The sequence below is a fragment of the Rhodococcoides trifolii genome (genome assembly GCF_014635345.1).
Lineage (GTDB): Bacteria > Actinomycetota > Actinomycetes > Mycobacteriales > Mycobacteriaceae > Rhodococcoides > Rhodococcoides trifolii.
The window spans coordinates 147,138-172,555 of the sequence record NZ_BMCU01000001.1 but is presented as its reverse complement, the minus strand read 5'-3'; the positions used below and the strand labels follow the sequence as shown (position 1 = coordinate 172,555).

General features: G+C 65.0%; 23 protein-coding genes and 2 tRNA genes. 16 read left to right on the top strand and 9 right to left on the bottom strand.

The window, feature by feature from the left end; genetic code table 11:
• Positions 1-82 precede the first annotated feature (82 nt).
• From IEW02_RS00800 to rpmH, 5 genes are all read right to left on the bottom strand, one after another.
• Complete coding sequence (locus tag IEW02_RS00800; RefSeq protein ID WP_229745824.1) at positions 83-604, bottom strand: Jag family protein; 522 nt, start codon at positions 602-604, stop codon at positions 83-85.
• An 83-nt stretch (positions 605-687) separates the two neighbouring features.
• Positions 688-1,866: a membrane protein insertase YidC gene (gene yidC, locus IEW02_RS00795; RefSeq protein WP_188542819.1), complete on the bottom strand. Its 1,179-nt coding sequence runs from the start codon at positions 1,864-1,866 to the stop codon at positions 688-690.
• Positions 1,867-1,870: 4 nt separating this feature from the next.
• A complete protein-coding gene (yidD, locus tag IEW02_RS00790; protein ID WP_188542818.1) occupies positions 1,871-2,191 on the bottom strand; it encodes a membrane protein insertion efficiency factor YidD in 321 nt (106 codons plus the stop codon).
• Positions 2,188-2,565 (bottom strand): ribonuclease P protein component, encoded by a 378-nt coding sequence (gene rnpA / locus IEW02_RS00785; protein ID WP_188542817.1) that lies wholly within the window; start codon positions 2,563-2,565, stop codon positions 2,188-2,190. The genes yidD and rnpA overlap by 4 nt, the downstream gene beginning before the upstream one ends.
• A 23-nt stretch (positions 2,566-2,588) precedes the next feature.
• Complete coding sequence (gene rpmH, locus IEW02_RS00780) at positions 2,589-2,732, bottom strand: 50S ribosomal protein L34 (protein ID WP_188542816.1); 144 nt, start codon at positions 2,730-2,732, stop codon at positions 2,589-2,591.
• A gap of 668 nt (positions 2,733-3,400) precedes the next feature.
• On the opposite strand from rpmH, the gene dnaA reads away from it, so the two are divergent.
• The 13 genes from dnaA to IEW02_RS00715 all read left to right on the top strand — a co-directional run bounded on the left by dnaA (position 3,401) and on the right by IEW02_RS00715 (position 20,235).
• Positions 3,401-4,990 carry a chromosomal replication initiator protein DnaA gene (gene dnaA, locus IEW02_RS00775; RefSeq protein ID WP_188542815.1) on the top strand — a complete coding sequence of 530 codons (1,590 nt, stop codon included), beginning with the start codon at positions 3,401-3,403 and terminating at the stop codon, positions 4,988-4,990.
• Between the two features lie 444 nt (positions 4,991-5,434).
• Complete coding sequence (gene dnaN / locus IEW02_RS00770) at positions 5,435-6,619, top strand: DNA polymerase III subunit beta (RefSeq protein WP_188542814.1); 1,185 nt, start codon at positions 5,435-5,437, stop codon at positions 6,617-6,619.
• Positions 6,620-6,658: 39 nt separating this feature from the next.
• On the top strand, positions 6,659-7,564 hold the full coding sequence (gene gnd / locus IEW02_RS00765; protein ID WP_188542813.1) for a phosphogluconate dehydrogenase (NAD(+)-dependent, decarboxylating): 906 nt from the start codon (positions 6,659-6,661) through the stop codon (positions 7,562-7,564).
• Positions 7,565-8,785, top strand: coding sequence for a DNA replication/repair protein RecF (recF, locus tag IEW02_RS00760; RefSeq protein WP_188542812.1), 1,221 nt, complete (start codon positions 7,565-7,567; stop codon positions 8,783-8,785).
• Positions 8,782-9,351: a DUF721 family protein gene (locus IEW02_RS00755; RefSeq protein WP_188542811.1), complete on the top strand. Its 570-nt coding sequence runs from the start codon at positions 8,782-8,784 to the stop codon at positions 9,349-9,351. Before recF ends, IEW02_RS00755 begins: the two co-directional genes overlap by 4 nt.
• A 248-nt stretch (positions 9,352-9,599) precedes the next feature.
• On the top strand, positions 9,600-10,544 hold the full coding sequence (locus IEW02_RS00750; RefSeq protein ID WP_188542810.1) for a metal-dependent hydrolase: 945 nt from the start codon (positions 9,600-9,602) through the stop codon (positions 10,542-10,544).
• A gap of 10 nt (positions 10,545-10,554) precedes the next feature.
• Positions 10,555-11,673 (top strand): PDR/VanB family oxidoreductase, encoded by a 1,119-nt coding sequence (locus IEW02_RS00745; protein ID WP_188542809.1) that lies wholly within the window; start codon positions 10,555-10,557, stop codon positions 11,671-11,673.
• A gap of 248 nt (positions 11,674-11,921) precedes the next feature.
• A complete protein-coding gene (gene gyrB / locus IEW02_RS00740) occupies positions 11,922-13,967 on the top strand; it encodes a DNA topoisomerase (ATP-hydrolyzing) subunit B (RefSeq protein ID WP_188543912.1) in 2,046 nt (681 codons plus the stop codon).
• Positions 13,968-14,052: 85 nt separating this feature from the next.
• Complete coding sequence (gene gyrA / locus IEW02_RS00735; RefSeq protein ID WP_188542808.1) at positions 14,053-17,829, top strand: intein-containing DNA gyrase subunit A; 3,777 nt, start codon at positions 14,053-14,055, stop codon at positions 17,827-17,829.
• Complete coding sequence (locus IEW02_RS00730) at positions 17,830-18,828, top strand: DUF3566 domain-containing protein (protein ID WP_229745710.1); 999 nt, start codon at positions 17,830-17,832, stop codon at positions 18,826-18,828.
• Between the two features lie 75 nt (positions 18,829-18,903).
• Positions 18,904-18,977: transfer RNA gene (locus IEW02_RS00725), tRNA-Ile, on the top strand.
• A 148-nt stretch (positions 18,978-19,125) separates the two neighbouring features.
• A tRNA-Ala gene (locus tag IEW02_RS00720) sits at positions 19,126-19,198 on the top strand.
• A gap of 92 nt (positions 19,199-19,290) precedes the next feature.
• Positions 19,291-20,235 (top strand): GGDEF domain-containing protein, encoded by a 945-nt coding sequence (locus IEW02_RS00715; protein WP_229745709.1) that lies wholly within the window; start codon positions 19,291-19,293, stop codon positions 20,233-20,235.
• On the opposite strand, the gene IEW02_RS00710 is transcribed toward IEW02_RS00715, so the two are convergent.
• Complete coding sequence (locus tag IEW02_RS00710) at positions 20,221-21,363, bottom strand: DUF418 domain-containing protein (protein ID WP_188542807.1); 1,143 nt, start codon at positions 21,361-21,363, stop codon at positions 20,221-20,223. The genes IEW02_RS00715 and IEW02_RS00710 overlap by 15 nt on opposite strands.
• Before the next feature lie 111 nt (positions 21,364-21,474).
• On the opposite strand from IEW02_RS00710, the gene IEW02_RS00705 reads away from it, so the two are divergent.
• Positions 21,475-22,764: an alpha/beta hydrolase gene (locus IEW02_RS00705; RefSeq protein WP_188542806.1), complete on the top strand. Its 1,290-nt coding sequence runs from the start codon at positions 21,475-21,477 to the stop codon at positions 22,762-22,764.
• Here the strand turns inward: IEW02_RS00705 and IEW02_RS00700 are convergent.
• On the bottom strand, positions 22,761-23,108 hold the full coding sequence (locus tag IEW02_RS00700) for a hypothetical protein (protein ID WP_188542805.1): 348 nt from the start codon (positions 23,106-23,108) through the stop codon (positions 22,761-22,763). The genes IEW02_RS00705 and IEW02_RS00700 overlap by 4 nt on opposite strands.
• A gap of 65 nt (positions 23,109-23,173) precedes the next feature.
• Between IEW02_RS00700 and IEW02_RS00695 the strand changes: the two genes are divergently transcribed.
• Together IEW02_RS00695 and IEW02_RS00690 are read left to right on the top strand one after the other, a co-directional pair.
• Positions 23,174-23,710, top strand: coding sequence for a peptidylprolyl isomerase (locus IEW02_RS00695; protein ID WP_188542804.1), 537 nt, complete (start codon positions 23,174-23,176; stop codon positions 23,708-23,710).
• A 9-nt stretch (positions 23,711-23,719) separates the two neighbouring features.
• Complete coding sequence (locus IEW02_RS00690) at positions 23,720-24,607, top strand: rhomboid family intramembrane serine protease (protein ID WP_188542803.1); 888 nt, start codon at positions 23,720-23,722, stop codon at positions 24,605-24,607.
• 33 nt (positions 24,608-24,640) lie between these two features.
• Here IEW02_RS00690 and IEW02_RS00685 read toward each other — a convergent pair whose 3' ends face one another.
• Both IEW02_RS00685 and crgA read right to left on the bottom strand, forming a co-directional pair.
• A complete protein-coding gene (locus IEW02_RS00685; RefSeq protein WP_229745708.1) occupies positions 24,641-25,078 on the bottom strand; it encodes a PH domain-containing protein in 438 nt (145 codons plus the stop codon).
• Between the two features lie 48 nt (positions 25,079-25,126).
• On the bottom strand, positions 25,127-25,390 hold the full coding sequence (gene crgA / locus IEW02_RS00680) for a cell division protein CrgA (protein WP_188542802.1): 264 nt from the start codon (positions 25,388-25,390) through the stop codon (positions 25,127-25,129).
• Positions 25,391-25,418: the final 28 nt, after the last annotated feature.

Genomic DNA, 25,418 nt, shown 5'->3' with positions numbered 1-25,418 from the left:
ACCACGTAATTCCGATCCATGACACAGGAGAGGCCCCCGACGAAAACGCCGGGGGCCTCCACTGTCGTGGTGCGAGGAGGTGTCACTCCTTGACGACGACCACGCGACGATTGGGCTCGACACCTTCGCTCTCGCTCGTCACCCCACTGATCTTCGACACAGCGTCGTGAACGATCTTCCGCTCGAACGGGGTCATCGGAGCAAGCTCCTCACGGCCGCCCGCTGCCGACACGCGCTCTGCTGCGGACGTCCCCAGTTCCGTCAGCTCCGTCCGTCGCGCTGCACGCCACCCGGCGACGTCGAGCATCAACTTGCTGCGCTCGCCGGTCGACTGCTGCACGGCAAGACGTGTCAGTTCCTGCAATGCATCGAGGACCTCACCCTTACGACCGACCAGCTTCGCCAGGTCGGTTCCGCCGTCGATGCTTACTACCGCACGGTCGCCCTCGACGTCGAGGTCGATGTCCCCGTCGAAGTCGAGTACGTCGAGCAGCTGCTCGAGATAGTCGCCGGCAATTTCGCCCTCCTCGACCAAGTAATCCTCGCTGTCGTCTTCGTCGGACACAGCGGCATCCGCGTCGACGGCGTCGGCACCGATCTTCACGGTCTCGGTCTGTTCAGCTTCGACGGTCACGGTGTCGTCGGCTCCGTTCTTGATGGTCGGGTCGGTGATGAGGGCGGGGTCGGTCACGGGTTGCGCCGCCGAGCTCGCGGCTTCGCCGAACCCGGCGTTGCTTTCGTCGGACGCGGCTTGCCACCCGAACCGTTCGCTTTGGCGACGGTCGACCGCGGCACCTGCTTGCGACGTGCCTGCTTCTTCGGAGCGGACGGCTGCTCCGAAGCTGCACCGGCACCGTTCACGCCCGCAGTCTCGTCGGACGGCGCAGCCTTCTCCAGCGACGGCTTCGGGGGAGTGACGGGCTTCGCGCCAGGCGCAGGCTTCTTCTTACGAGCCTCCGGACGCGCACCCGGCTTCGGTGCGTTCTCGACTCGGCGTTCGAGGGCCAGTTCCTTCTTCGCGGCCTCTTCCTTGTCGATCTTGCCGAACACCAGGTGCTGCTGACCGTACGTCCAGATGTTGTTGCTGACCCAGTACAGGAGGATTGCGATCGGCAGGAACGGGCCACCGACGAGCACGCCCAGCGGGAAGACGTACAGCGCCAACTTGTTCATGATCGCGGACTGCGGGTTCGCCAGCGCAGCCTCGCTCTGACGAGCGACGGACGCACGTGAGTTCAAATGCGTCGCGATACTTGCGATGATCATCAGAGGCACCGAGACGGCAACGATCGCCCAGATCGACGGGATTCCGAGGGCCTTCTCGATGTTCGCGTACGCGTCCAGCTGCGCCCTGGGCATCGTGATGTTCGCCGAGATCGGCGCACCGAACAGACGCGCGTCGAGGAACGAGTTCACGTCGGCCACGTCGAAGGCGTAGTTGGGAATCGTACGGTTGACGGCCGGATCGAGACCGAGCTGCCCGACACCGGTGCCGGTGCGGTTGAAGGAACGCAGCACGTGGAACAAGCCGATGAACACTGGTGCCTGCGCCAGCACCGGGAGACAACCCATGATCGGGTTGAATCCGTGCTCCTTCTGGAGCTTCTGCATCTCGGTCGCCAGCTTCTGGCGGTCCTTGCCGTACTTCTTCTGCAGCGCCTTGATCTGCGGCTGCAACTCCTGCATCTGCCGTGTGGTTCGCACCTGCTTGACGAAGGGCTTGTAGAGGATCAAGCGCAGCGTGAAGACCAGGAACACCACGGACAGTGCCCAGGCGAACCCGTTGTCGGCGCCAAGCACGAACCCGAAGGCCTTGTGCCAGAACCACAAGATCCAGGAGACCGGGTAATAAATGATATCGAGCACGGCTCTATGTACTCCTCTGTTCGTCCACCATCGCCGAAGCGTGGTCCTGCTGTGAAGCTCGGTCGTCCGCGGTGCGAAGTCGGTCCCGTCGCCGCAGCGGAACGGGGTCCCACCCACCAGGGTGCCAGGGTGCGCACTTCAGCAGACGTACGACTGCCAAAATCGACCCCACGATCACCCCACGCTCCCGTAGCGCATCCACTGCATACTCGCTGCACGTCGGTGTGAATCGACAGGTGGGCATTCGCAGGGGCGAGACATAGGTGCGGTACAGCTCGATGAGAAAGATCAATGTTCGTGCGGGGAGCGTGCGGAGAGCAGTCATTGCCGCTCGCGATCCGCGCTCAACCCGCCGAGCTTGCGGAGCCCCGACGCCACCTGACGTTCGAGCTCGGCCGACGTGGCCGTGGCCGAACCCGGCAACGCACGCAACACCACGTCGACGTCCGTCGAGACGAGCGGGACGAGAGAGCTGCAGACATGACGAAGCCGGCGCGCGACTCGATGTCGAATCACCGCCGGCCCGACAGCTTTGTTGATGACCAATCCGAAACGTGCACCGACCGGGCTCACGAGTGTCGACGCGTCGTCCCTGATGCGTACGTGCACCACGACGTCGCGTCGTCCTGTGCGCCGGCCGTGCCGCACCGTGTCCGAGAACTCGGACGAGCGATGCAGGCGGCTCGGCTCGGGTAACACCCGAGCCTCCGCGTCGCGAGTCGTCAGGCCGTGAGGGAAGCGCGGCCCTTTTGACGGCGCGACGACACGATGGCACGGCCCGCACGCGTACGCATACGCAGGCGGAATCCGTGCACACGAGCACGACGCCGGTTGTTCGGCTGGAACGTCCGCTTGCCCTTGGCCACGGTGATACTCCTCGAAAAAGTCGATGTCGTGAAACATCGGGATGTACAGGTAGTCGCGAATCCGGAAGGACTCGAGTCGGTGGTCACCAACGGCGAAAACGTTCGGCCTGTGGGATGTCCGATTCGGAATCGGCATCGCCGCAGCGCGACAACGTCACCTCGCCTTGGGTGACCGTTCGAGGGTACTGACGCCGACTGACGAGGTCAAACTCGCGCATTGTTGCCGCGAGTTCACCTGTTGCCCGGTGGACTGTCACCGAAGTCTTGTCGATTCTTTGGTGAGTTGTTACCTTCTAGCGCGGGATCGAGCAGAGTTGTCGCGCCGATGCGGTTATGCACAGGCAACTGGTACACCCGTACCGAAACAACACTTTCGGCCCTGAATTCGGCACGGCTCGGCTGTGCCGATTGCGTCAGTGCTGTCATCCGTCTTCGGGCAGAACCGAACAAGTGCAGGTCAGAGACGCGCTGACGGCACACCATCGCCCGTGAGACGCCTCGAAGCTACACCGGTGTTCTTTGTCCACAGCTGTGGATAATTATGTGGAAACACAGGTCGGGTGGCATATTCGAGCTTCGTCCGCCGCGGCGCAGCGTTCACCGAGCGCCTACGCTCTTGTTTCACAGGGGCCCGCGATCTTCCGACGGCGAGTCGACTTGGAGGCACCGTGGACGACGACCCCGATCTCTTGGCGGAAGTGTGGCCCAGAGTCGTCGCAGAGCTGACCTCCGACACACTGTCGGACGACGCGTTGTCCAAATCACAGAAGGCGTGGCTCGCGCTCGTCAAACCACTGACGCTGGCGCAGGGATTCGCGCTGCTGTCCGTTCCGTCGCCGTTCGTGCAGGAAGCGGTAGAGCGTGGTCTTCGCGAACCCATCCTCACTGCCCTCGGCCGTCACCTCGGTCAGAGCGTCGAAGGACTCGGTGTCCGGCTCGCCAGCCGTGAGGACATGGCTACCGACGAGGTGGACCGTGTCGATCTCGAAACGCTGACCGATACCGGACTCCACACCACTCCCATGCACGAGACACCCAGCGGTCCCGTCTACCGCCGGCGACTGCTCACCGAAGCGTCCGAAACCGGTGAACCGTCGGACTCGGAGAGCAGTGACTACGGCGATTACGAAGAGGTCGACGACGACCGAGACGCCCTCACCAGTGTCCAGAACTCGTGGCCGACGTCCTACACGGCACCGCCGCGCACCGCAGCGACCCCCTCGGGGAGCACCAGCCTCAATTCGAAGTACACCTTCGACACCTTCGTCATCGGAGCGTCCAACCGTTTCGCACACGCAGCCGCCGTCGCAATCGCCGAGGCGCCCGCTCGCGCCTACAACCCGCTGTTCGTCTGGGGCGCATCAGGGTTGGGCAAGACGCACCTGCTCCACGCCGCGGGCCACTATGCGCAGCGACTGTTCCCGGGGATGCGGGTCAAGTACGTCTCCACGGAAGAGTTCACGAACGACTTCATCAACAGCCTTCGTGACGACCGCAAGGTCGCCTTCAAACGGCGTTACCGCGAGACCGACGTACTTCTCGTCGACGACATTCAGTTCATCGAGGGCAAGGAGGGTATCCAGGAGGAGTTCTTCCACACCTTCAACACCCTCCACAACGCGAACAAGCAGATCGTCGTCTCCTCCGATCGCCCTCCGAAGCAGCTCGCCACCCTCGAGGAACGACTGCGCACCCGCTTCGAGTGGGGCCTGATCACCGACGTACAGCCCCCCGAGCTCGAGACGCGCATCGCCATCCTGAGCAAGAAAGCCAAGATGGACCGTCTCGACGTCCCCCACGACGTCCTCGAACTCATCGCGAGCCGGATCGAGCGAAACATCCGAGAGCTCGAGGGTGCCCTCATCCGAGTCACCGCATTCGCGTCGCTGAACGGGCAGTCCCTGGACCGCGCGTTGGCCGAGGTGGTGCTGCGCGACCTGATCCCCGACTCGGCGTCGCTCGAGATCAACGCAGCCACGATCATGGCCGTCACCGCCGAGTACTTCGACACCACGATCGAGGAACTGTGTGGGCCCGGAAAGGCCCGTGCCTTGGCGCAGGCCCGCCAGATCGCCATGTATCTGTGCCGTGAGCTGACGGACCTGTCTCTGCCCAAGATCGGTCAGACCTTCGGACGCGACCACACCACGGTCATGTACGCGGACAAGAAAATCCGCAAGGAGATGGCCGAACGGCACAAGGTCTACAACCAGGTTCAGGAGCTGACGGCGCGGGTGAAGCAGCGCTCCAAGCGCTGAGACGACCGTCGGTACGAACTTCGGGGGCAAAACCATCGTCCGAACGAATGATTCACACCTGTGGATAACACTGTGAATAACGTGCACTACCCGGGGATGAAACCTGCATCCGTCGGAGAAGTCACGATCGGTCCACAGACCCACCCCGGGAACGCCGTGGTTCGTCCACTGTTCATCCCGAGGACACCACGCCGAGCCACCTGCAACGACAACCCTTCGTCCACAGATTCCACAGGACCTATTACTACTGTTTGTTTTCATCTGAAGAAGACTCTTGAAAAGCAGCACCCGGGGAAGGATCCGTTCACAGGGGTTCGGGACTGCCCTGCAAACCGGGCAACCACCGTCCGTTCGGCTTTCCACTACGCTCACGAAGGCATACGGTGTGCTGGGCTCAACGGTTCCCGTGAGCGAACATGTTCGATCGAGAGGATCAACCGGGCGATGGAGCTTGGCAGTGTGAAGTTTCGAGTCGCTCGAGAAGATTTTTCGGATTCAGTGGCGTGGGTTGCGCGATCGTTGCCGTCCCGTCCCGCGGTGCCCGTCCTCGGCGGCGTTCTGCTGACGGTCGACGAGCAGGGTCTGACCGTCTCGGGATTCGACTACGAAGTCTCGGCGCAGGTGCGCGTTCCAGCGGAGGTCGCCGGTTCCGGGCAGGTCCTCGTATCGGGAAAGTTGTTGGCGGACATCACCCGATCGCTTCCGAACAAGCCGGTCGACGTCGGCGCCGAGGGCACCAAGGTGATCATCACCTGCGGTAGCGCCAAGTTCTCGTTGCCGACCATGCCGGTCGAGGATTACCCCCAACTTCCAGAGCTGCCGCAGCAGACGGGAACCGTGCCCGTCGATCTGTTCGCCGAAGCCATCGGCCAGGTCGCGGTTGCCGCCGGCCGGGACGACACGCTGCCGATGCTCACCGGTATCCGCATGGAGATCGAGGGCTCGTCCGTCGTGCTCGCCGCGACGGACAGATTCCGTCTGGCGGTTCGTGAACTGGAGTGGTCGCCCGCCGCGACGGGCACCGCTGCCGCCGTGCTGATTCCGGCGAAGACCTTGTCCGAGTCCGCGAAAACCATTGGCGGAGGGGCAGAATCGGCTGTCGAACTGGCATTGGGATCGGGGTCGCACGTCGGTAACGACGGACTGCTGGGCATCGTGAGCGACGGGCGACGCACCACCACGCGTCTCTTGGACGCCGAATTCCCCAAGTTCCGTCAGCTTCTGCCCGCCGAGCACACCGCGGTGGCCACGGTGCCGATCGCACCACTTCTCGAAGCCATCAAGCGTGTGGCACTGCTCGCCGAACGCGGCGCCCAAGTTCGCCTCGAGTTCACCGAGGGTGGCGTGATGCTCTCTGCCGGTGGTGACGACGCCGGCCGTGCCGAGGAGGCGATCGAAGCGCAGTTCCAAGGCGAACCGCTCGTGATCGCGTTCAACCCCGGGTACCTCATCGACGGGCTGAACTCGCTGCACACCGACAACGTCTCCTTCGGATTCACCACGCCGAGTCGTCCTGCGGTGTTGCGACCCGCCGGGGAAGAGCCGCTCGAACCGGATGCCTCGGGAACATTCGCTGCCCCCAAGAGCGATTACACGTATCTTCTTATGCCGGTACGACTTCCGGGCTGAGCTCCTACTTCACGACCCACGATCGAAGGACCCACGACCATGCAACTCGGACTCATCGGCCTCGGAAAAATGGGCTTCAACATGAGGGAGCGACTGCGTCGGCACGACATCGACGTCGTCGGATACGACCCTCGTCCCGAGGTGACCGACGTCCCGTCGCTCGAGGCGCTCGCAGAGGCACTTCCGGCTCCGCGCATCGTGTGGGTCATGGTCCCGTCCGGACCCATCACGCGTCAGACGATCGAGAATCTGGCCGGTGTCCTGTCCCCGGGTGACCTGGTGATCGACGGCGGTAACTCGCGATTCACCGACGACGGTCCTAACGCGGAGTTGTTGGACGCCAAGGGGATCGGGTACGTCGACGCGGGTGTATCGGGCGGTGTCTGGGGCCTCGACAACGGGTACGGCCTGATGGTCGGTGGCAACGACGCCGACGTCGAGCGTGCGCTCCCGATCTTCGACGCGCTGCGGCCCGAAGGCGACCGGGCGGACGGCTTCGTCCACGCCGGCCCCGTCGGTGCCGGCCACTACGCCAAGATGGTGCACAACGGAATCGAATACGGCCTCATGCACGCGTACGCCGAAGGCTACGAGTTGCTGGCCGCCGAAAACCTGATCACCGACGTGACCGGTGTCGTCCGAGCGTGGACCAAGGGAACCGTCGTGCGGTCCTGGCTCTTGGATCTCCTCGTCAAGGCGCTGCAGGAGGACCCGGATTTCAAAGATATCTCCGGCTTCACGCAGGACTCCGGTGAGGGCCGCTGGACCGTCGAGGAGGCCATCCGGCATTCGGTGCCCGCTCCGGTCATCTCCGCTGCGTTGTTCGCTCGGTTCGCATCCCGGCAGACGGATTCCCCTGCCATGAAGGCTGTTTCGGCACTGCGCAACCAGTTCGGCGGGCACGCGGTACAGCGGGCTCCGAACACCGAGGGTACCGGCGCGTAAGTGTTCGTCCGCTCGGCATCCTTGGTCGACTTCCGTTCGTGGAAGCAGCTGTCCGTCGACCTCGAACCGGGTGTGACGGTGTTCGTGGGGCCGAACGGTCACGGCAAGACCAATGTGCTCGAAGCGCTGGGGTATGTGTCGACTCTGTCGTCGCATCGTGTGTCGACGGACGCACCGTTGGTGCGGACCGGAACCGACCGAGCCGTCGTGCGGGCGGCGGTGGTCAACCAGGGTCGTGAACTCACGGTCGACGTCGAGATCAACAACGGCAAAGCCAACCGCGCGAAGATAAACGGCTCACCGACGAGGCGGCCGCGCGAGATACTCGGAATCCTCAACACGGTGCTCTTCGCTCCGGAGGATCTGGCTCTCGTACGCGGAGACCCGGCGGAACGACGCCGGTTTCTCGACGAGCTTCTGACGGCGCGGTTGCCCAGGATGGCGGCAGTGCGCGCGGATTACGAGCGAGTACTTCGCCAGCGATCGGCGCTGCTGAAGACGGCGGGTGCCGCCTTGCGTCGCGGGCAGACATCGACCGATGGATCCAATGCTCTTGCCACACTGGATGTCTGGGACGCTCAGCTGGCAGCTTTCGGTGCGCAACTGCTCGAGCAGAGACTGCGAGCCGTGCACGACGTGGCGCCGTTCGTCGCTCGGTCGTACGCGTCGATCGCCCCGGGCTCGAGGCCGGCTCACGTGGCGTACCGATGCAGCCTCGGGGACGCCCTCCCGCCCGAGTTCTCCGATCCCGATCGGGCACCGGCGGACGACGACGTCGACGTTCTCGAGGCCAGTTTCCTGATGCAACTCTCGACGGTCCGTCAGCGAGAGATCGAGCGTGGGGTCTGTCTGGTGGGACCGCATCGTGACGATCTCGAATTGGTTCTCGGGGCGGACCCCGCGAAAGGCTTTGCCAGTCACGGTGAATCGTGGTCCTTCGCCCTGTCGCTCCGACTGGGGGCCTTCGAGTTGTTGCGATCGGACGGAAGCGACCCGGTGTTGCTCCTCGACGATGTGTTCGCCGAACTGGACCGGACGCGCCGCGAGGCACTTGCCGCGGTGGCGCGAACGGCGGAACAGGTGCTCGTGACCGCGGCGGTGGAGGCCGACATTCCCGGAGGCCTCGACGCTCGACACCTCGGTGTTCGTGCCCACGACATCGATGGTGGCCGGGTCTCGGAGTTGACTACAGTGAGCGGCGACGAACGGGAGGATGCATGAGCGACGAGACATCGTCCGACTCCGCTGCGCGACCCGGCGATCCCCCGCCCGAGCCTGAACTGAAGGGCATCGACCTCGCGCGTCGCGCCCTCGAGGATGCGCGCGCCGCAGCCAAGGCCAGCGGGAAGTCCGTCGGGCAGGGTCGATCGTCGCCGTTGCGGACCGGCGGCAGGTCGCGATCGAGAACGTGGTCCGGGGCGCGTCCGGACGACCGCGATCCACAAGCACTGGGATCACTGGCCTCGTCGATCGCGAAGAACCGTGGGTGGTCCGAGAAGGTGAACGAGGGAACGGTCTTCGGACGGTGGGCGCACGTGGTCGGTGAGGACATTGCCTCACACGCAGAACCGACGACACTGCGGGACGGGATACTCGTGGTGTCCGCCGAATCGACGGCGTGGGCAACTCAGCTGCGGATGATGCAGTCGCAGATCCTGGCGAAAATCGCGGCCGCGGTCGGGCACGGCGTGGTGAAACAGCTACGGATCACCGGTCCGACGGCCCCGAGCTGGCGCAAGGGCGATCGGCACGTGTCGGGGCGAGGGCCTCGCGACACCTATGGCTGACTCTGTTTTCCAGTAGACAGCGCTGCGGCTGCGGGCAGACGACAAGATTGTTGTGGCCCCGAAAAACAAACTCAACAACTGTTAAGTGGATAGGACTTTCGTCATACACTCGGATGGCGAACGAACGAGGAACGACACGGTCGTTCATCGCACGCTGAAACAGTTCGGCCGGTCGCAGCGGGAATGGGCGGGTGCCTGCCGCAACCAGGAATGGAACGCGACAGCGTCTTCCGAAAGGACGAATAGCGATGGCAATCAAATCTCAGCCTCTGTTCCGGCCGTCGGCCGGCACGGTGGCCGGCGCGCGGACCGCAGAGGTGGTTGCGGCACCGGAAGTGGACCCCGGTGACGTCGACCTGCAGGCCCGCAACGTGTCCTTCGACTGGTCTGCCATGCGCATGCACTACTTCGACGACGACGTCGTCGCGACGCATCTGATCAATGTGATGCACCTGTTCCTCCCGGAAGGTGAGGAATGGTTCGTTCGGGTGTTCAAGGAAGCGTTGCCGTTGATCAACGACGAGAAGCTGCGACGCGACGTCGTCGGTTTCATCGGACAGGAAGCGATGCACGCGCAGGCGCACTCCGGTGTGCACACCTTCCTGACGGACAAGGGCCTCGACCCGACCCGGTACGTCGAGCAGATGGAGTACATCTTCCGGACAGCACTGGGGAAGAGGCCCACGGACACGAAGAACAGCCTGGTCGAACGACTGTCGTACATCGCTGCAATCGAACATCTCACGGCGTTTCTCGGACACTGGGTGTTGACCGAGAAGCGACTGGACTCGGCCGCCATCGATCCGACCATGCTCGATCTCGTGCGATGGCACGGCGCCGAAGAGGTCGAGCACCGCTCCGTCGCGTTCGAGGTGCTGCAGTACTTCGACACCCGGCGATCGCGTCGCATCCGTACCTACATCCAGGTTCTGCCGATGGTCGTGATCATGTGGCGCCGCGGGGTCAAGTTCCTGATGAAGAACGATCCGACGATCGACGACTCACACCGGGAATTTCGTGGCCGAGATTTCCGGGCCGTGACCAAGCGAGGTCTGTTCCCGTCCATGTGGGACGTCGTGAAGGTGTCGTCTCACTACTTCTCGAAGTCCTACCATCCGTCACAGGAAGGGTCGACTGCCGTTGCGGTGGCGTATCTCGCCGCGTCACCGGCGGCGCGTGCCGCGTCGGCATGACGGCATCCGCATGAAGGCAACTCTGCGGGGGGTGCAGAAGCTCGTCGAGGGATTTCGGGTCGGGCGGGAGATTCCCAGCGACCTGAACGGGCAGAGCAAGATGGACGCGATGCTCGCTCAGATGACGGACGGACTCGACCGCGTCTTCGCTGCACTCGACACCACGGACTACAAGGCGGTGCCCGCCCCGGATCGGGTCCACACGCAGACGATGGTGCTCAGCGAACGAAACGTGGTGTGCCACAACGAAGAAGTGGTGCGGCTGACGTTCCGACTTCCCGACGGAGGTGCCCTCGCGGCGTGGAAGCCGGGAAGCCACCTCGATCTCGTGTTGCCATCGGGTCGACGCCGTCAGTACTCGCTCTGCGGTGACCCACGCGAGACGGACGCCTACACGATCGCGGTCCGCGAAGTGCCGACCGGCGGCGGTGGGTCCGTCGAGATGCACCGTCTGCAACTCGGTGATCGGGTGTCGATCACGGGGCCGCGCAACGCCTTTCCTTTCGTCGCCTCCGGGTCGGCTCTGTTCGTCGCAGGCGGGATCGGCATGACCGCCATCATTCCGATGGTGCGGCGGGCTCAGGAACTCGAAATGGACTGGCGTGTGGTGTATTCCGGGCGCACCCGAGACAGCCTGCCGTTCCTCGACGAGGTCGGGTTGTGGGACCAGGATCGGGTGACGGTTCGTTTCGACGATGTTCACGGACTCCCCGAGGTCACCGACCTTCTCGCCGACGCTCCGGACGGCGGAGCCGTCTACTGCTGCGGCCCGCCGCCGATGATCGACAAGGTACGAACCGGAATCGCGTCGACCAGGGCCACCCACCTGCACTACGAGCGCTTCTCGGCACCGCCCGTCGTTGCCGGAAGCGCGTTCACGGTGGAGCTCGCTCGGACGGGAGCCGTGATCGAGGTCGCGGAGGACCGGTCGATGCTCGACGCCATCGCCGAGGTCTTGCCGTCGGTTCCCTATTCCTGTCGACAAGGGTTCTGCGGCACCTGCCGCGTTCGGGTCCTGGCGGGAAGCCCCGAGCACCGCGACACACGTTTGACGGACGAGGACCGCACCGATCACATGCTCGCGTGTGTGTCGCGCTCGGACGGTCGCCGGCTGATTCTGGACCTGTAAGGATTAGACGCAGCTGCCCTTCTCCCGGTTCCACCCACAACTCGAGCCGGTGAACCCGAAAAAACTTCGCCTGTGACGCAATGAGACACCCTTTCGGGGTGTCATCGTGCAACCCTCGCGTGCGCGTACCGGTAGTATGGAGCGGTACTGGAACCGCCGACGCGGATCGGGTCGAAATCTTCACCGTCGCCACCGCTGCTGCGCGTGTGCGCGCGAGTGGACGAGGCGAGAAGGAGAACCGGCTAACAGTGGCTGCCCAGGATTCAGGCAAGAGCGCGAAGAAGAACGAGTACGACGCGTCGTCGATCACGGTCCTCGAGGGACTGGAAGCGGTGCGCAAGCGACCCGGCATGTACATCGGTTCCACCGGTGAACGAGGGTTGCACCACCTGATCTGGGAGGTCGTCGACAACTCCGTCGACGAAGCCATGGCGGGGCACGCCACCACGGTGGACGTCACGCTGCTGGCGGACGGCGGCGTTCGCGTCATCGACGACGGCCGCGGCATCCCGGTCGGAATGCACGCGTCGGGAGTGCCGACCATCGAGGTCGTCATGACCCAGCTGCACGCCGGCGGAAAGTTCGATTCGGACTCCTACGCGGTGTCGGGCGGCCTGCACGGCGTCGGTATCTCGGTCGTCAACGCGCTGTCGACCACCCTGCTGGCCGAGGTCGACAACGACGGGTACCACTGGGAGCAGACGTACTCGGTATCGGTTCCGGGAAAACTGATCAAGGGTGAGCCGACCAAGCGGACGGGTACCTCCATCACGTTCTGGGCCGATCCGAACATCTTCGAGACCACCGTGTACAGCTTCGACACGGTGGCTCGGCGGTTGCAGGAAATGGCGTTCCTGAACAAGGGACTCACGATCGTGCTGACCGACGAGCGCGCCAGCGACGTCGAGATCGTCGCGGACGAGGCTGCGGACAGCGACGTCGCCGAGGCACCGAAGAGTGCCAGCGAACAAGCGGCCGAGTCCAGCGCGCCGCACAAGTCCAAGACGAAGACCTACCACTACCCGGGCGGTCTCGAGGACTACGTCAAGCACATCAACCGAGCCAAGACACCGCAGCACCCCTCGGTCATCGGGTTCACGGCGAAGGGTCCCGGCCACGAGCTCGAGGTGGCGATGCAGTGGAACCAGACGTACTCCGAGTCGGTGCATACCTTCGCGAACACGATCAACACGCACGAAGGCGGCACCCACGAAGAAGGGTTCCGCACCGCGCTCACGACAGTGGTCAAGAAGTACGCGAAAGAGAAGAAGCTGACCAAGGAGAAAGACGGCGAGCTCAGCGGTGACGACATTCGCGAAGGCCTCGCCGCGATCATCTCCGTCCGCGTCGGCGAGCCGCAGTTCGAAGGTCAGACCAAGACCAAACTCGGCAACACCGAGGTCAAGTCGTTCGTGCAGAAGGCGTGCAACGAACACCTTGCGCACTGGTTCGAAGCGAACCCGGCCGAAGCGAAGCTGATCATCACCAAGGCCGTGTCCTCGATGCTGGCGCGCACAGCGGCTCGTCGTGCGCGAGATCTGGTGCGGCGCAAGAGCGCAACGGAAATCGGAGGCCTCCCGGGCAAGCTGGCCGACTGCCGTTCCAACGATCCGAGCAAGTGCGAGATCTACATCGTGGAGGGCGACTCCGCCGGCGGCTCCGCCAAGTCCGGCCGCGATTCGATGTACCAGGCGATCCTGCCGCTGCGCGGAAAGATCATCAACGTCGAGAAAGCGCGTATCGACCGCGTCCTGAAGAACACCGAAGTCCAGTCGATCATCACCGCGTTCGGCACTGGTATCCACGACGAGTTCGACATCGCCAAGGTTCGGTATCACAAGATCGTGCTGATGGCCGACGCCGACGTCGACGGCCAGCACATCTCGACTCTGTTGCTCACCTTGCTGTTTCGGTTCATGCGCCCGCTCATCGAGCACGGGTACGTCTACCTCGCGATGCCGCCGCTGTACAAGCTCAAGTGGCAGCGCGGCGCGGACCCCGAGTTCGCCTACTCCGACCGTGAACGCGACGGCCTGATGGAAGCCGGCATCGCCGCAGGCAAGAAGATCAACAAGGACGACGGTATCCAGCGTTACAAAGGCCTCGGCGAGATGAACGCCAAGGAATTGTGGGAAACGACAATGGATCCCAGCGTTCGCGTCCTCCGGCAGGTCACCCTGGACGACGCCGCAGCCGCCGACGAACTCTTCTCCATCCTCATGGGTGAAGACGTCGAGGCACGCCGCAGCTTCATCACCCGTAATGCCAAGGACGTTCGTTTCCTCGACGTATAGGCGCTACGCACACGGGTGTGAAAAAGCGTCCCCCAGCACTCTTTTTCACACCCGAGTGGCGTAGCCGCACGAAGGAGTTTTTCGCATGACCGACACCACGTTGCCGCCCAATGGCGGAGACGGGCCCACCTCGGACCGCATCGAACCTGTCGACATTCAGCAGGAGATGCAGAACAGCTACATCGACTACGCCATGAGCGTCATCGTCGGTCGTGCGCTTCCCGAGGTGCGCGACGGGCTCAAGCCGGTGCACCGCCGTGTGCTGTACGCCATGTACGACAACGGATATCGGCCCGACCGCGGTTACGTGAAGTCGGCCCGACCCGTCGCCGAGACAATGGGTAACTACCACCCCCACGGCGACAGTTCGATCTACGACACCCTCGTGCGGATGGCGCAGCCGTGGTCGCTGCGGTACCCACTCGTGGACGGGCAGGGCAACTTCGGGTCGCGCGGCAACGACGGGGCAGCCGCGATGCGCTACTGCGTCACCGGCGACACGGTGGTGCGCCTTCCCATGGGACAGAGTGTTCGCATCGCCGATATCGTTCCGGGAGCGGCGGCGAACAGCGACAACGAGATCGACCTCAAGGTTCTCGATCGCCACGGTGATGCCGTGCGCGCCGACGCCCTCTTTCATTCCGGTACACATCGCACTCTGCAGCTCACCACCAAGGAGGGCTACGAAGTCACGGGAACGGCGAACCACCCGGTTCTGTGCCTGGTCGATGTCGGCGGCGTTCCCGCCCTGCTGTGGAAGCTGCTGGAAGAGATCACCCCTTCTGATCACGTTGCGATGCAGCGGGTACCGGCGCAGGAGCTCGGTTCCTCCGACTGGTCCGAGGTAGCACTTGCCATGCTGTTCGGGGCATTCGTCAGCGAGGGTTTCGCCTCGCAGACGCGTGCCGGGTTCAACAACGTGGACGCCGAGTTCTTCAAGACGGTCGTTGCCGCCTACGACACCGCGGTCGGCGGTCCGCGCTACACCTACGAGCGCACCATCGCCTCGGGGTCGCGCTTGCACGAGCTCGACATCCAGAACATGGCAGCGTTCGCGGCGTCGCCGCTCGGTGTCCTCATGGGGCACCGCAGTGCAGCGAAATCCATCCCCGAGGTCGTCTGGCAGATGCCGACCAGCCTCAAGCGGGTGTTTCTTCAGGCGCTGTTCGAGGGCGACGGTTCGTGTTCCGTGCTGCCGCGCAACACCATTCAGGTGTCGTACTCGACGCGCAGTCCGCAGCTGGCCAAGGACGTGCAGCAGATGCTGCTCGAGTTCGGCGTGGTCAGCAAGCGGTACCTGCACGCGACGGGCGAGCACAAGGTAGTCGTCAGCAGTCGACGCGAAGCGCGCTTCTTCGCAACCCGCATCGGGTTCGGCGGTGTCAAGCAGACCAAGCTGAGGGCGCTTCTCTCCGATGCCGCGCTGGCGAGCCCGGAATCGGAGTCGCGTTCGATGAGCGCCGACCGCGTGCCCGGTCTGGCCGAGTTCCTTCGTGCCCACGGTGCTTCCGACTCGAAGAACCGACATTGGTTGGCGCGGAACAACATCGACCGCCTGTCGCGGTGGGAGCACCGCAGCGCGGAGATCCTGGGCCACATCACCGACATCGATGCCGCAACCATCGCCATGGAGTTGACGGACGGCCGTTTCTATTACGCGCCGGTCAAGTCGGTTGTCGAGGCCGGTGAGGTTCCGGTCTACAGCATCCGCGTCGATACCGACGATCACTCGTTCGTCACGAACGGATTCGTCAGTCACAACACCGAATGCCGCCTCACCCCCCTCGCCATGGAGATGCTCGCCGACATCGGCGAGGAGACAGTCGATTTCACGCCGAACTACGACGGCCGCACCCTCGAGCCGACGGTTCTGCCCAGCCGTTTTCCGAACCTGCTCGCCAACGGTTCCGGCGGCATCGCCGTCGGTATGGCGACAAACGTTCCGCCGCACAATCTTCGAGAGCTCGCGGACGCCGTCTACTGGGCGCTCGACAACTTCGAAGCGAGTGAGGAAGAGACGCTCGAAGCGTGCATGGAGCGGGTCAAGGGACCCGACTTCCCCACGCACGGATTGATCGTCGGCGGCCAGGGGATCGACGACGCCTACCGCACCGGCCGCGGATCGGTGCGCATGCGCGGTGTGGTCGACATCGAGGAGGACAGCCGCGGCACCACGACCATCGTCATCACCGAGCTGCCCTTCCAGGTCAACCCGGACAACATGATCGCCTCGATCGCGGAGCAGCTCAAAGACGGCAAGATCGCCGGTATTTCGGACATCGAGGATCAGTCGTCCGATCGCGTCGGTATGCGCATCGTGGTGAAACTGCGCCGCGACGCCGTCGCGAAAGTGGTGCTGAACAACCTCTACAAGCACAGCCAGCTGCAGACGAGTTTCGGCGTCAACATGTTGTCCATCGTCGACGGTGTGCCGCGAACGTTGCGTCTGGATCAGATGATTCGGCTCTACGTCACCCACCAGCTCGATGTCATCGTTCGACGGACCCGGTACCGCCTGCGTAAAGCCGAGGAGCGGGCCCACATCCTGCGCGGTCTCGTGAAGGCGCTCGACGCCCTCGACGAAGTGATCGCCTTGATTCGTCGGTCACCGGACGCCGACCAGGCCAAGACCGGCCTGATCGAGCTGCTCGATGTCGACGAGATTCAGGCCGACGCGATTCTCGCCATGCAGCTGCGTCGACTCGCGGCGCTCGAGCGTCAGAAGATCATCGACGAGTTGGCCACGATCGAGCTCGAGATTGCCGACCTGGAAGACATCCTGGCCAAGCCCGAACGCCAGCGGTCGATCGTGCGGGACGAGCTGAAGGCCATCGTCGACAAGTTCGGCGACGACCGTCGCACCCGCATCATCGCCTCCGACGGCGACGTCACCGACGAGGATCTGATAGCGCGCGAATCCGTCGTCGTGACGATCACGGAGACCGGCTACGCCAAGCGGACCCGAACAGACCTGTACCGCTCGCAGAAGCGTGGTGGCAAGGGGGTGCAGGGGGCCGGCCTCAAGCAGGACGACATCGTGAGCAAGTTCTTCGTCTGCTCGACGCACGACTGGATCCTGTTCTTCACCACCAAGGGCCGCGTCTACCGCGCCAAGGCGTACGAGCTGCCCGAGGCGTCGAGGACGGCGCGCGGTCAGCACGTTGCGAACCTGCTGGCGTTCCAGCCGGACGAGCGCATTGCGCAGGTCATCCAGATTCAGACATATCAGGATTCGCCGTACCTCGTGCTCGCCACGAAGGGTGGTCTGGTCAAGAAGTCCAAGCTCGAGGACTTCGACTCCAACCGTTCGGGCGGCATCGTCGCGGTCAATCTTCGCGGTGAGGACGAGCTGGTCGGGGCCGTGCTGTGCAGCTCGGACGACGACCTGCTGTTGGTCTCTGCGCTCGGCCAGTCGATCCGTTTCTCCGCGACGGACGAGGTGCTGCGCCCGATGGGCCGCGCCACATCCGGCGTGCAGGGCATGCGGTTCAACGGCGAGGACCAGCTGCTGTCGCTCAACGTCGTCAAGGAAGGCATGTTCCTTCTCGTCGCGACCTCGGGTGGATACTCCAAGCGCACCGCGATGGAGGATTACCCGCAGCAGGGGCGTGGCGGTAAGGGAGTGCTGACGATCCAGTACGACCCCCGTCGTGGCACCCTAGTAGGCGCGCTCATCGTCGACGACGATGACGAGCTCTACGCGATCACGTCCAGCGGCGGTGTCATCCGCACTGCCGCGAAGCAGGTTCGAAAGGCGGGGCGCCAGACCAAGGGCGTCCGGTTGATGAACCTGGGTGAAGGCGACACCCTTCTTGCGATCGCACGTAATGCCGATGAAGTCGACGAAGTCGAGGGGTCGTAGGTGAGTTCCAACCAGCCCAGCCAGCCGAGCAACGGCCGGCCGGATACAGAGCAGCAGCCCGAGCAGCCCACGCGGGAGAACGACCAGCCGGGAGCGTCCAACGCGAGCGCGCCGGCTCCGTCGTTGCCCGCTCACCAGGGGCCGCCGCAGGGACAGCGACCGGCCAGCCGTCCGCGTCCGCCGCAAGGTCCGAATCAGGGTGCGCCGCAGGGACCGAATCAGGGTCCGCCGCAGCGTCACGCTCCGACGCAGCAGCGGCCCCCGATGCAGCAGAACCCGTCGACGTCCGGCGGAGGACCTCCATGGCAGCGCGGGCCACAGCAGCCGTCGGGTGACGCGGTGCGACCGGACCAGGCTCCGCCCACGCAGCAGCAACCGCAGACGAATCTGCAGCAGCGGACCACATCGATTCCCGGTCAGGCGCCGTACGCCGCTGCGGGTGGCGCCGACGATCGCACCCGTGACCGGAGCCGCGAGGAAGCGAAGACCAAGGCCGCGGTGATCGACGGGCCGACGCGCAACATCGCCCGAAACGATCTCCCCACGGACATGCCGGACCTGTCGTCGGTCCGTCACCCGTCGCCCGAGCCTCAAGCAGCCCGTCCCGCCGCTGCGGTTGCGGTGGCTCCGGACGCGGCGGGCGACCCGCTGCGCGCGACCGTGCAGATCCGCAAGCTGGATCCCTGGTCGATGCTCAAGCTGTCCTTGGTGATCTCGGTTTCGTTGTTCTTCGTGTGGATGGTGGCCGTCGGCCTCCTCTACGCCGTGCTCGACGGCATGGGCGTGTGGGACCGGTTGAACAACGCGTTCACCGACATCGTCGCCAATTCCGGTGATTCGGGCCTGGTGTCCGCCGGCCAGATCTTCGGCTATGCGGCCGTCATCGGGCTGATCAACGTGGTGTTGTTCACGGCACTCACGACGATCGGATCGTTCATCTACAACCTGTCGTCCGACCTGGTCGGCGGTCTGGAAGTGACGCTGGCCGACCGGGACTGAGGCGTTTTGGTCTTCGCCCCACCCGTGCGGTAATCTCGTCCCTCGGTTCGAGATACGTCGCGATCCATGCATCACGGGCCTATAGCTCAGGCGGTTAGAGCGCTTCCCTGATAAGGAAGAGGTCGGAGGTTCAAGTCCTCCTAGGCCCACCCGGCGGTTCGTCGCCGAGAAAGGATCATCTCCGATGAGATTGTTCTTCTCGGCATCGGCCGTGGTGTCAGTAGCGGTCACCGTGGTTGCGGTTCGGTTCATTCGTGCCGAAGCAGCCGTGTGGCATCGTCTTTCGGACGCCGACCCGGGGCCTTAGCTCAGTTGGTAGAGCGCTGCCTTTGCAAGGCAGATGTCAGGAGTTCGAATCTCCTAGGCTCCACAATTGCGTCACGGAATGGTCTCCCGGTAATGGGGGGCCATTTTTCGTTCGCCAGATGCGTCCAAATCCCGACTGTCCCCGATAATGATGCTGTGACGGGAGGCAGGCTGGGCGACGCGGCCACAGCGATGCTCGGCTACCTGCTCGTGACGTCCGTTCTCTTCGTCGCCGCCGGCGCGTCGTTCTTCGGCTCGGGCCTCGACGCGAACGGTTGGCGGATGGTTCTCGCCGGGGTACTCGGCTTCGCCGCGGCCGGCGTCGTCTGGTCCGCGCCGTTGCGCGGGCGAGTGCTGGGCGGCGTTACCAGTGTCGCGATCGCCGCTCTGTGCGTGTCGTTCTCGGCCACGGACGACTACGTGACACACCTGACGTGCGTCCTCGCCGCCATGTTCCTCGGGATGCACGTCGGCGCGTACTGGCCCGAACGATCCGGGTGGGCGTGGACGTCGGTTCTGACCGTTGCCGTGGTGTGTTCGTCGGCGGCCTCGTCGTTCGACGCCCCGTGGGTGATGTATCCACTGATCGCTCTGGCCGTGGTCGGATCCGCGGAGACGTTCGGCGCGTTCGCCCGCCAGATGCGCCACTCCGCATCCCACGATCCGCTGACGGGTCTGCTGAACCGCCAAGGACTCGAGCGCGCCGTGGAGAAGACCCTGCCGGTGTTCGCCGCGCGCGGACTACCGGTCAGCATGGCCGTGCTGGATCTCGACAACTTCAAGGCCATCAACGACGAGTACGGGCACATCGCCGGCGACGTTCTGCTGAACCGCGTCGCGGCGGCGTGGAGATCGGAGTTGCGGCGCAGCGACGTACTGGGACGGCTCGGCGGAGACGAGTTCGTCCTCTTCATGCCCGGCGTGCGCGAAGAGGAGGCACAGGAACTGCTCGGCGCCCTGCGCGCGTCGCATCCGGCCGAATGGAGCTACGGGGTGGTCTGCATGCCTACGGTGCGGCGATGGTCGGAGATCTATCGAGCGGCCGACGCGGAGCTGTATCGCGCGAAGCGAGCCCGTCCGGCGAAGTCACCGGACGTGTGACGTCGGTCCGTAGGTGACACGTCTGACGAGCGTCTCGAACGGTCCCCTCGACCCCGACCTCTGTATTCGGTGGGCGAGCAGAACCGTGAACACCCAGGTGGCGACGGCAAGGAGGGCGACGCCGAGGACGGACAGATCGTCGGACAGGTCGAGCAACGCGGGAGTGAAAGCCACCGTCCAGACCACCGACTGCGTGAGATAGCAGGTCATCGACCGCTGGCCCGTTGCTCGGATGGCCTCGACGACGCGGCCGCGGGGGACACGCCGCCCGATGAGCGTCACGATCGCCGCGTAACCGAGTCCTCCCAGCAGTCCGGACACGTCGTGCAGCGGCCCGATCACGTTGCGCGTCGATGCGTCCGGTAGCGGCAGCACATCGAGGTGAACCAGAGCAACCGGCTGAGCGGCGAGGACCGCCACGACGATGCCGACGGCCGCGACCGTGCGCAGCAAGGCAAGGTGCTGTTCGGGTCGCTCGAGGATTCGCCGACGGCCGGCCCAGAGCCCGACTGCGAAGGGGGCGAGGAACCCGATCGGCCCCAGCGTCGCGACGAATGCCGAGACCTCGGCTCGGCCCACGATGTCGGCCCATGTCCGGGGCAGGGCCGACGGATCGGGGCCGAGTACGGACGTGGCCAGACTGTCGGCGGACGGTAGCGCAATCAGCACCAGCATCGCCCCGGCGACGAGCAGCAGCCACCGGCCACGCCAGTGCACCATCCAGGCGCCGACGAGGAGCAGGACGCCGTACGCGGTCAGGATGTCGCCCGCGTAGAGCAGGGTCGCGTGCAAGAAGCCGACCACGATCAGCACCAGAGCCCTGCGCCAGAGGAGCCGGCGGACCGTCCGGCGGGGCGCATCGCCCTGGCGGCGGACGATCTGGGCCACGCCGTACCCGAAGAGCAGCCCGAACATCGGGAACGAGCGTCCGTCGACGAACGTGGTGATCAGCCAGGCGACCACACCGTCGACAGTCCCCCCGCCATACGGGTAGCCACCGAAATAGCCGTGCGCAACCAGGAAATAGTGCGAGTTGGCCAACGCGATGAACAGCAACATGAACCCGCGGGCCAGATCGGGGCCGAGGGCACGTTCTCGGGCCGCGGTGGGAACTGCAACGAACGTCATGCATCAACGATGGAGCACTGCGCGTCTCGGCGGTATCGGCCGAAAGTCGCGTTCTCGAGCCTGTGGACAAGCATCGGCGGCGAACCCGGCCGCCGTCGTCTACTCGACTTCATGACCGAGAACATGCTGGATTCGCGCCGGTGGGCACCCCACACCATCCGCGCGGCTGCCGCGGCCGTCGACGACGGCCGACTGCACCTGACGACACTCACGGACCGTCTCGACGACGTCGGACGGCTCGACGGGTGGAGCGGCACCGCGGCCGATGCCGCGCGCGCAGTAGTGCGCGGAGCGGTGGGCGAGCTGCGAGAGTCGCTGCGGGACGCCGACATCGTGCGCCGAGCGCTGACCGACGCCGCCGACGACATCGAGTCGATCCTGCCGCTAGGTCTCGTGGGGAATTTGTCGGCAGCCCTCGCTCGCCTGCAGGTGGTGGAGGGGACCCTCGTCGACACGCTGTCTGCCGTCGATCCGGATCCGCTTCCGACGGCCGTAGCGCGCGACGAGGCGAATCGGCGGCTCCTCGTCGCCGAGCGCGCTCGACTGCTGGCCGAAGCCGACCGTCTGCGAAACACGCTCCATGACAACGTGTTCGGAGGACTAATCAGTAACGCGGACGCGGGACTGGAACAGACCGAGAGAAGACTGCATGCCCTCGATTCGATCGAAGCCGTGCTGGACAAGGGAAACCGACAGCTTCTCCTGCTCGACAACTCCGGGGAGAAGGAGACGATCGCAGCGATCGCAGTCGGCGACGTGGACTCCGCTGCGAACGTCGCGGTGTTCGTACCCGGACTCGGGTCCACAGTGCAGGACAGCATCGGCAGGTACGACGCCGAAGTGGCAGGCATCGTGGGACCGGGCGACGCGGGGGTCACGTGGCTCGGATACGAAGCGCCACAACTGGGTTGGAGCTTGCTCGATCCCGATACCAGCGTGCTGTCGGGGCGCTCCGCCGATGTCGCGGGAGACGCTCTGGCGACGTTTCTGGACGGCCTGCCGGCGGATTCGCACACCACCGCCGTCGGGCATTCCTACGGTTCGGTGGTGGTGGCGGACGCACTGACGTCGGACACGGCCGTCGACGACGTGGTGCTGATGGGCTCCCCGGGTGTCGACGTCCGCAGCGCGGCCGACCTGAACGCCGGGAACGTCTACGTGATCGAGTCACCGACCGACGCGGTCGCCGACACCGGATGGTTCGGCCGGGACCCGAATCTGCTGCCCGGCGCTCGGGTACTGGCGTCGACCGGGGCCGACGGGCACGGCCAGTATCTCGACGCCGGGACGGTGAGTGCGGCCAACGTGGCCGCCGTCGTCTCGGGCGCACCGACCACACCCGCTCGGGTACGCGTGGACGCCGGCGACGTGCTGCGGGTGCTGCTGGGACTGGCCTTCTAGACTGTGGGGCTCACGGCTGCGCCGTTGGTCGAGGGTGTGCCCAGGCTCGGGGGTGCGTCGGCGACGGGCGGCAGTTCGCGACCACGCAGGCGACCGAACACCGCAGCACCGGCGGTCACGAGGACGACGCCGCCCACGACGGCCAGCGCGCGAACCGGGGTGATGCGCCGCGACGACTGCGGCGCAGCTGCCTTCCTGGCCTTGCGCCGATCGCGCAGTGCACCCGCGCCCTTCTTGGTCACGACGAAGCCGGTGGCCGCGGGGCCCTTGGCCAGCGTGAGCGCCGCCTCCTGGGCGAACCCGAGTGCCGTCTTGACCGTCTTGGTGTCCACAGTGGGCGTCATGGGACCACTGTTCCACACGGATGGGCCCTGCCCGGAAAGTCGGCATCAGAACCGAGAGTGGCACCATGGAGGGCGTGACTTCACCGAATCAGACCCAAACGGCAACGCTGCACACCAACAAGGGCGACATCGCGATCGCCCTCTTCGGCAACCATGCGCCGAAAACCGTCGAGAACTTCGTCGGCCTCGCGCAGGGAACCAAGGACTACTCGACGAAGAACGCGAAGGGAACGTCCGACGGACCGTTCTACGACGGCGCCATCTTCCACCGTGTGATCAGTGGCTTCATGCTGCAGGGCGGTGACCCCACGGGCACCGGCACCGGCGGCCCCGGCTACAAGTTCGGCGACGAGTTCCACCCCGAGCTCGGCTTCGACCGTCCGTACCTGCTCGCCATGGCCAACGCCGGCCCGGGTACCAACGGATCGCAGTTCTTCATCACCGTCGGACCGACGCCGCACCTGAACCGTAAGCACACCATCTTCGGCGAGGTCGTCGATCCGGCGTCGCAGAAGGTCGTCGACGACATCGGCAACGTCGCGACCGCTCGCGGCGACCGCCCGGTCGACGACGTGGTGATCGAGTCCATCACCATCTCCTGAGCTGAGACCATGACCCAACCCGGCTGGGGTGCGCCTCCGACGCCACCCCAGCCCGGGTGCGTCCGGCATCCGGACCGACCCACGGCCCTGTCGTGCACTCGGTGCGAGCGTCCGGCGTGCCCGCAATGCCTGCGCCCCGCCGCCGTGGGGCAGCACTGTGTCGACTGCGTTGCCGAGGGAAACAAATCCCTCCGCACGGCGCGCACGGTCGCCGGTGGAACCCTGCGATCCGGCACGCCCGTCGTCACCTACACCCTGATCGCGCTCAACTTTCTCGTCTACGCGCTCACGGCCGTTCAGTCGGGCAACCCGATGCGCAACCAGATCAGCGGACTCTTCACCGCATGGGCTCTGTATCCGCCTGCGGTCGCCGACGGCGACTTCTTCCGCGTCATCGGTTCCGGCTTTCTACACTTCGGGCCGATTCATTTGGCGCTCAACATGTATGCGCTGTACGTCATCGGTCGCGACTGCGAACTGATCATGGGCCGGTCCCGCTACCTCGCCGTGTACGTCGTGTCGATTCTCGGTGGATCCGCGGCGGTCATGGTGTTCCAGGTGAACGCCGTCACGGCCGGAGCGTCGGGCGCCGTGTTCGGTCTCCTCGGTGCACAGGTCGCGATCCTGCTCCGCATGAAGCGCAGCCCCACACCCGTTCTGATCGTCATCGGCATCAACGTCGTCATCAGCTTCTCCATCCCCGGCATCTCGCTCTGGGGACACCTCGGCGGTCTGGCCGCAGGCACGCTGGCGACGGCCGGTCTGCTGTACACCACCGGCTCCGACCCACGGCACGGTCGCACACTCGGCTGGGTCACCATCGGTGTGGTCGCGGCGATCGCGGTGGCGGTGATCGTGTTGCGTGCGTTGACGTTGCGCGCGCAGTTGGGCCTGTAGGCGCTGGGGTTGTAGGCGTTGGGGTTGTCGGTGCTAGCGCTCCGAGAATTCGTCCGGCACGAAACCCCGTGCGTCGAGCACGTCGAACACTCCGCGCGGATCCTCGCCGAGATCCCACCGTCCGAAGATGAGCAGGCGTTCCTGCGGGGCTTCGATGTCGATCTCCAGCATGGGTACGCGTCGACCCATGCGGGGGTAGGGGACGATCCGGATCCGCTCGATGTCGGCGCGGTTGTACGACCGCACGCCGCGGATCGTCTTCACCACCAGTTCGTCCCCGTCGAGCGTCAGCCGCGGTCGTTGCAGTCCGGCCAACAGGGCCAGGACAGCCAGGGCCAGGGCCGCGAGGCCGATGAGGAACCGTCCGGGAGCGTCCGACGCGGCGAAGACGGCGGCGCCGACCATCGCGACCGCACCGACCGCGAGGAACACCACGGCCGGCAGCGGGGTGGCCCAAGACGGTTTATCCACAGGAGTTATCCACACTGTGGATGAATGACACCGATGTAATTTCGAACCTCAACGCCAACGCATCGTCAGGACCAGCCCGACGACGAGGAACGCGAAGCCGATGAGCAGGTTGTATGCACCGAGACTGCCCATCCAGCCGATCTTGTCCTGCGCGAGGTAGTAGACGATCAGATAGACGAGTCCGAGGACCATCAGACCGAACATGACGGTGAGGTAGATGGCGCTCGACGGCGCGGCCTTGACCTTGACCGGCGTGCGCGATGCCGGGTTGATCGTGTAGTCGGTCTTCTTGCGGACCTTGGACTTGGGCATGCGTACACGCTACCGAACCGAAGCACGC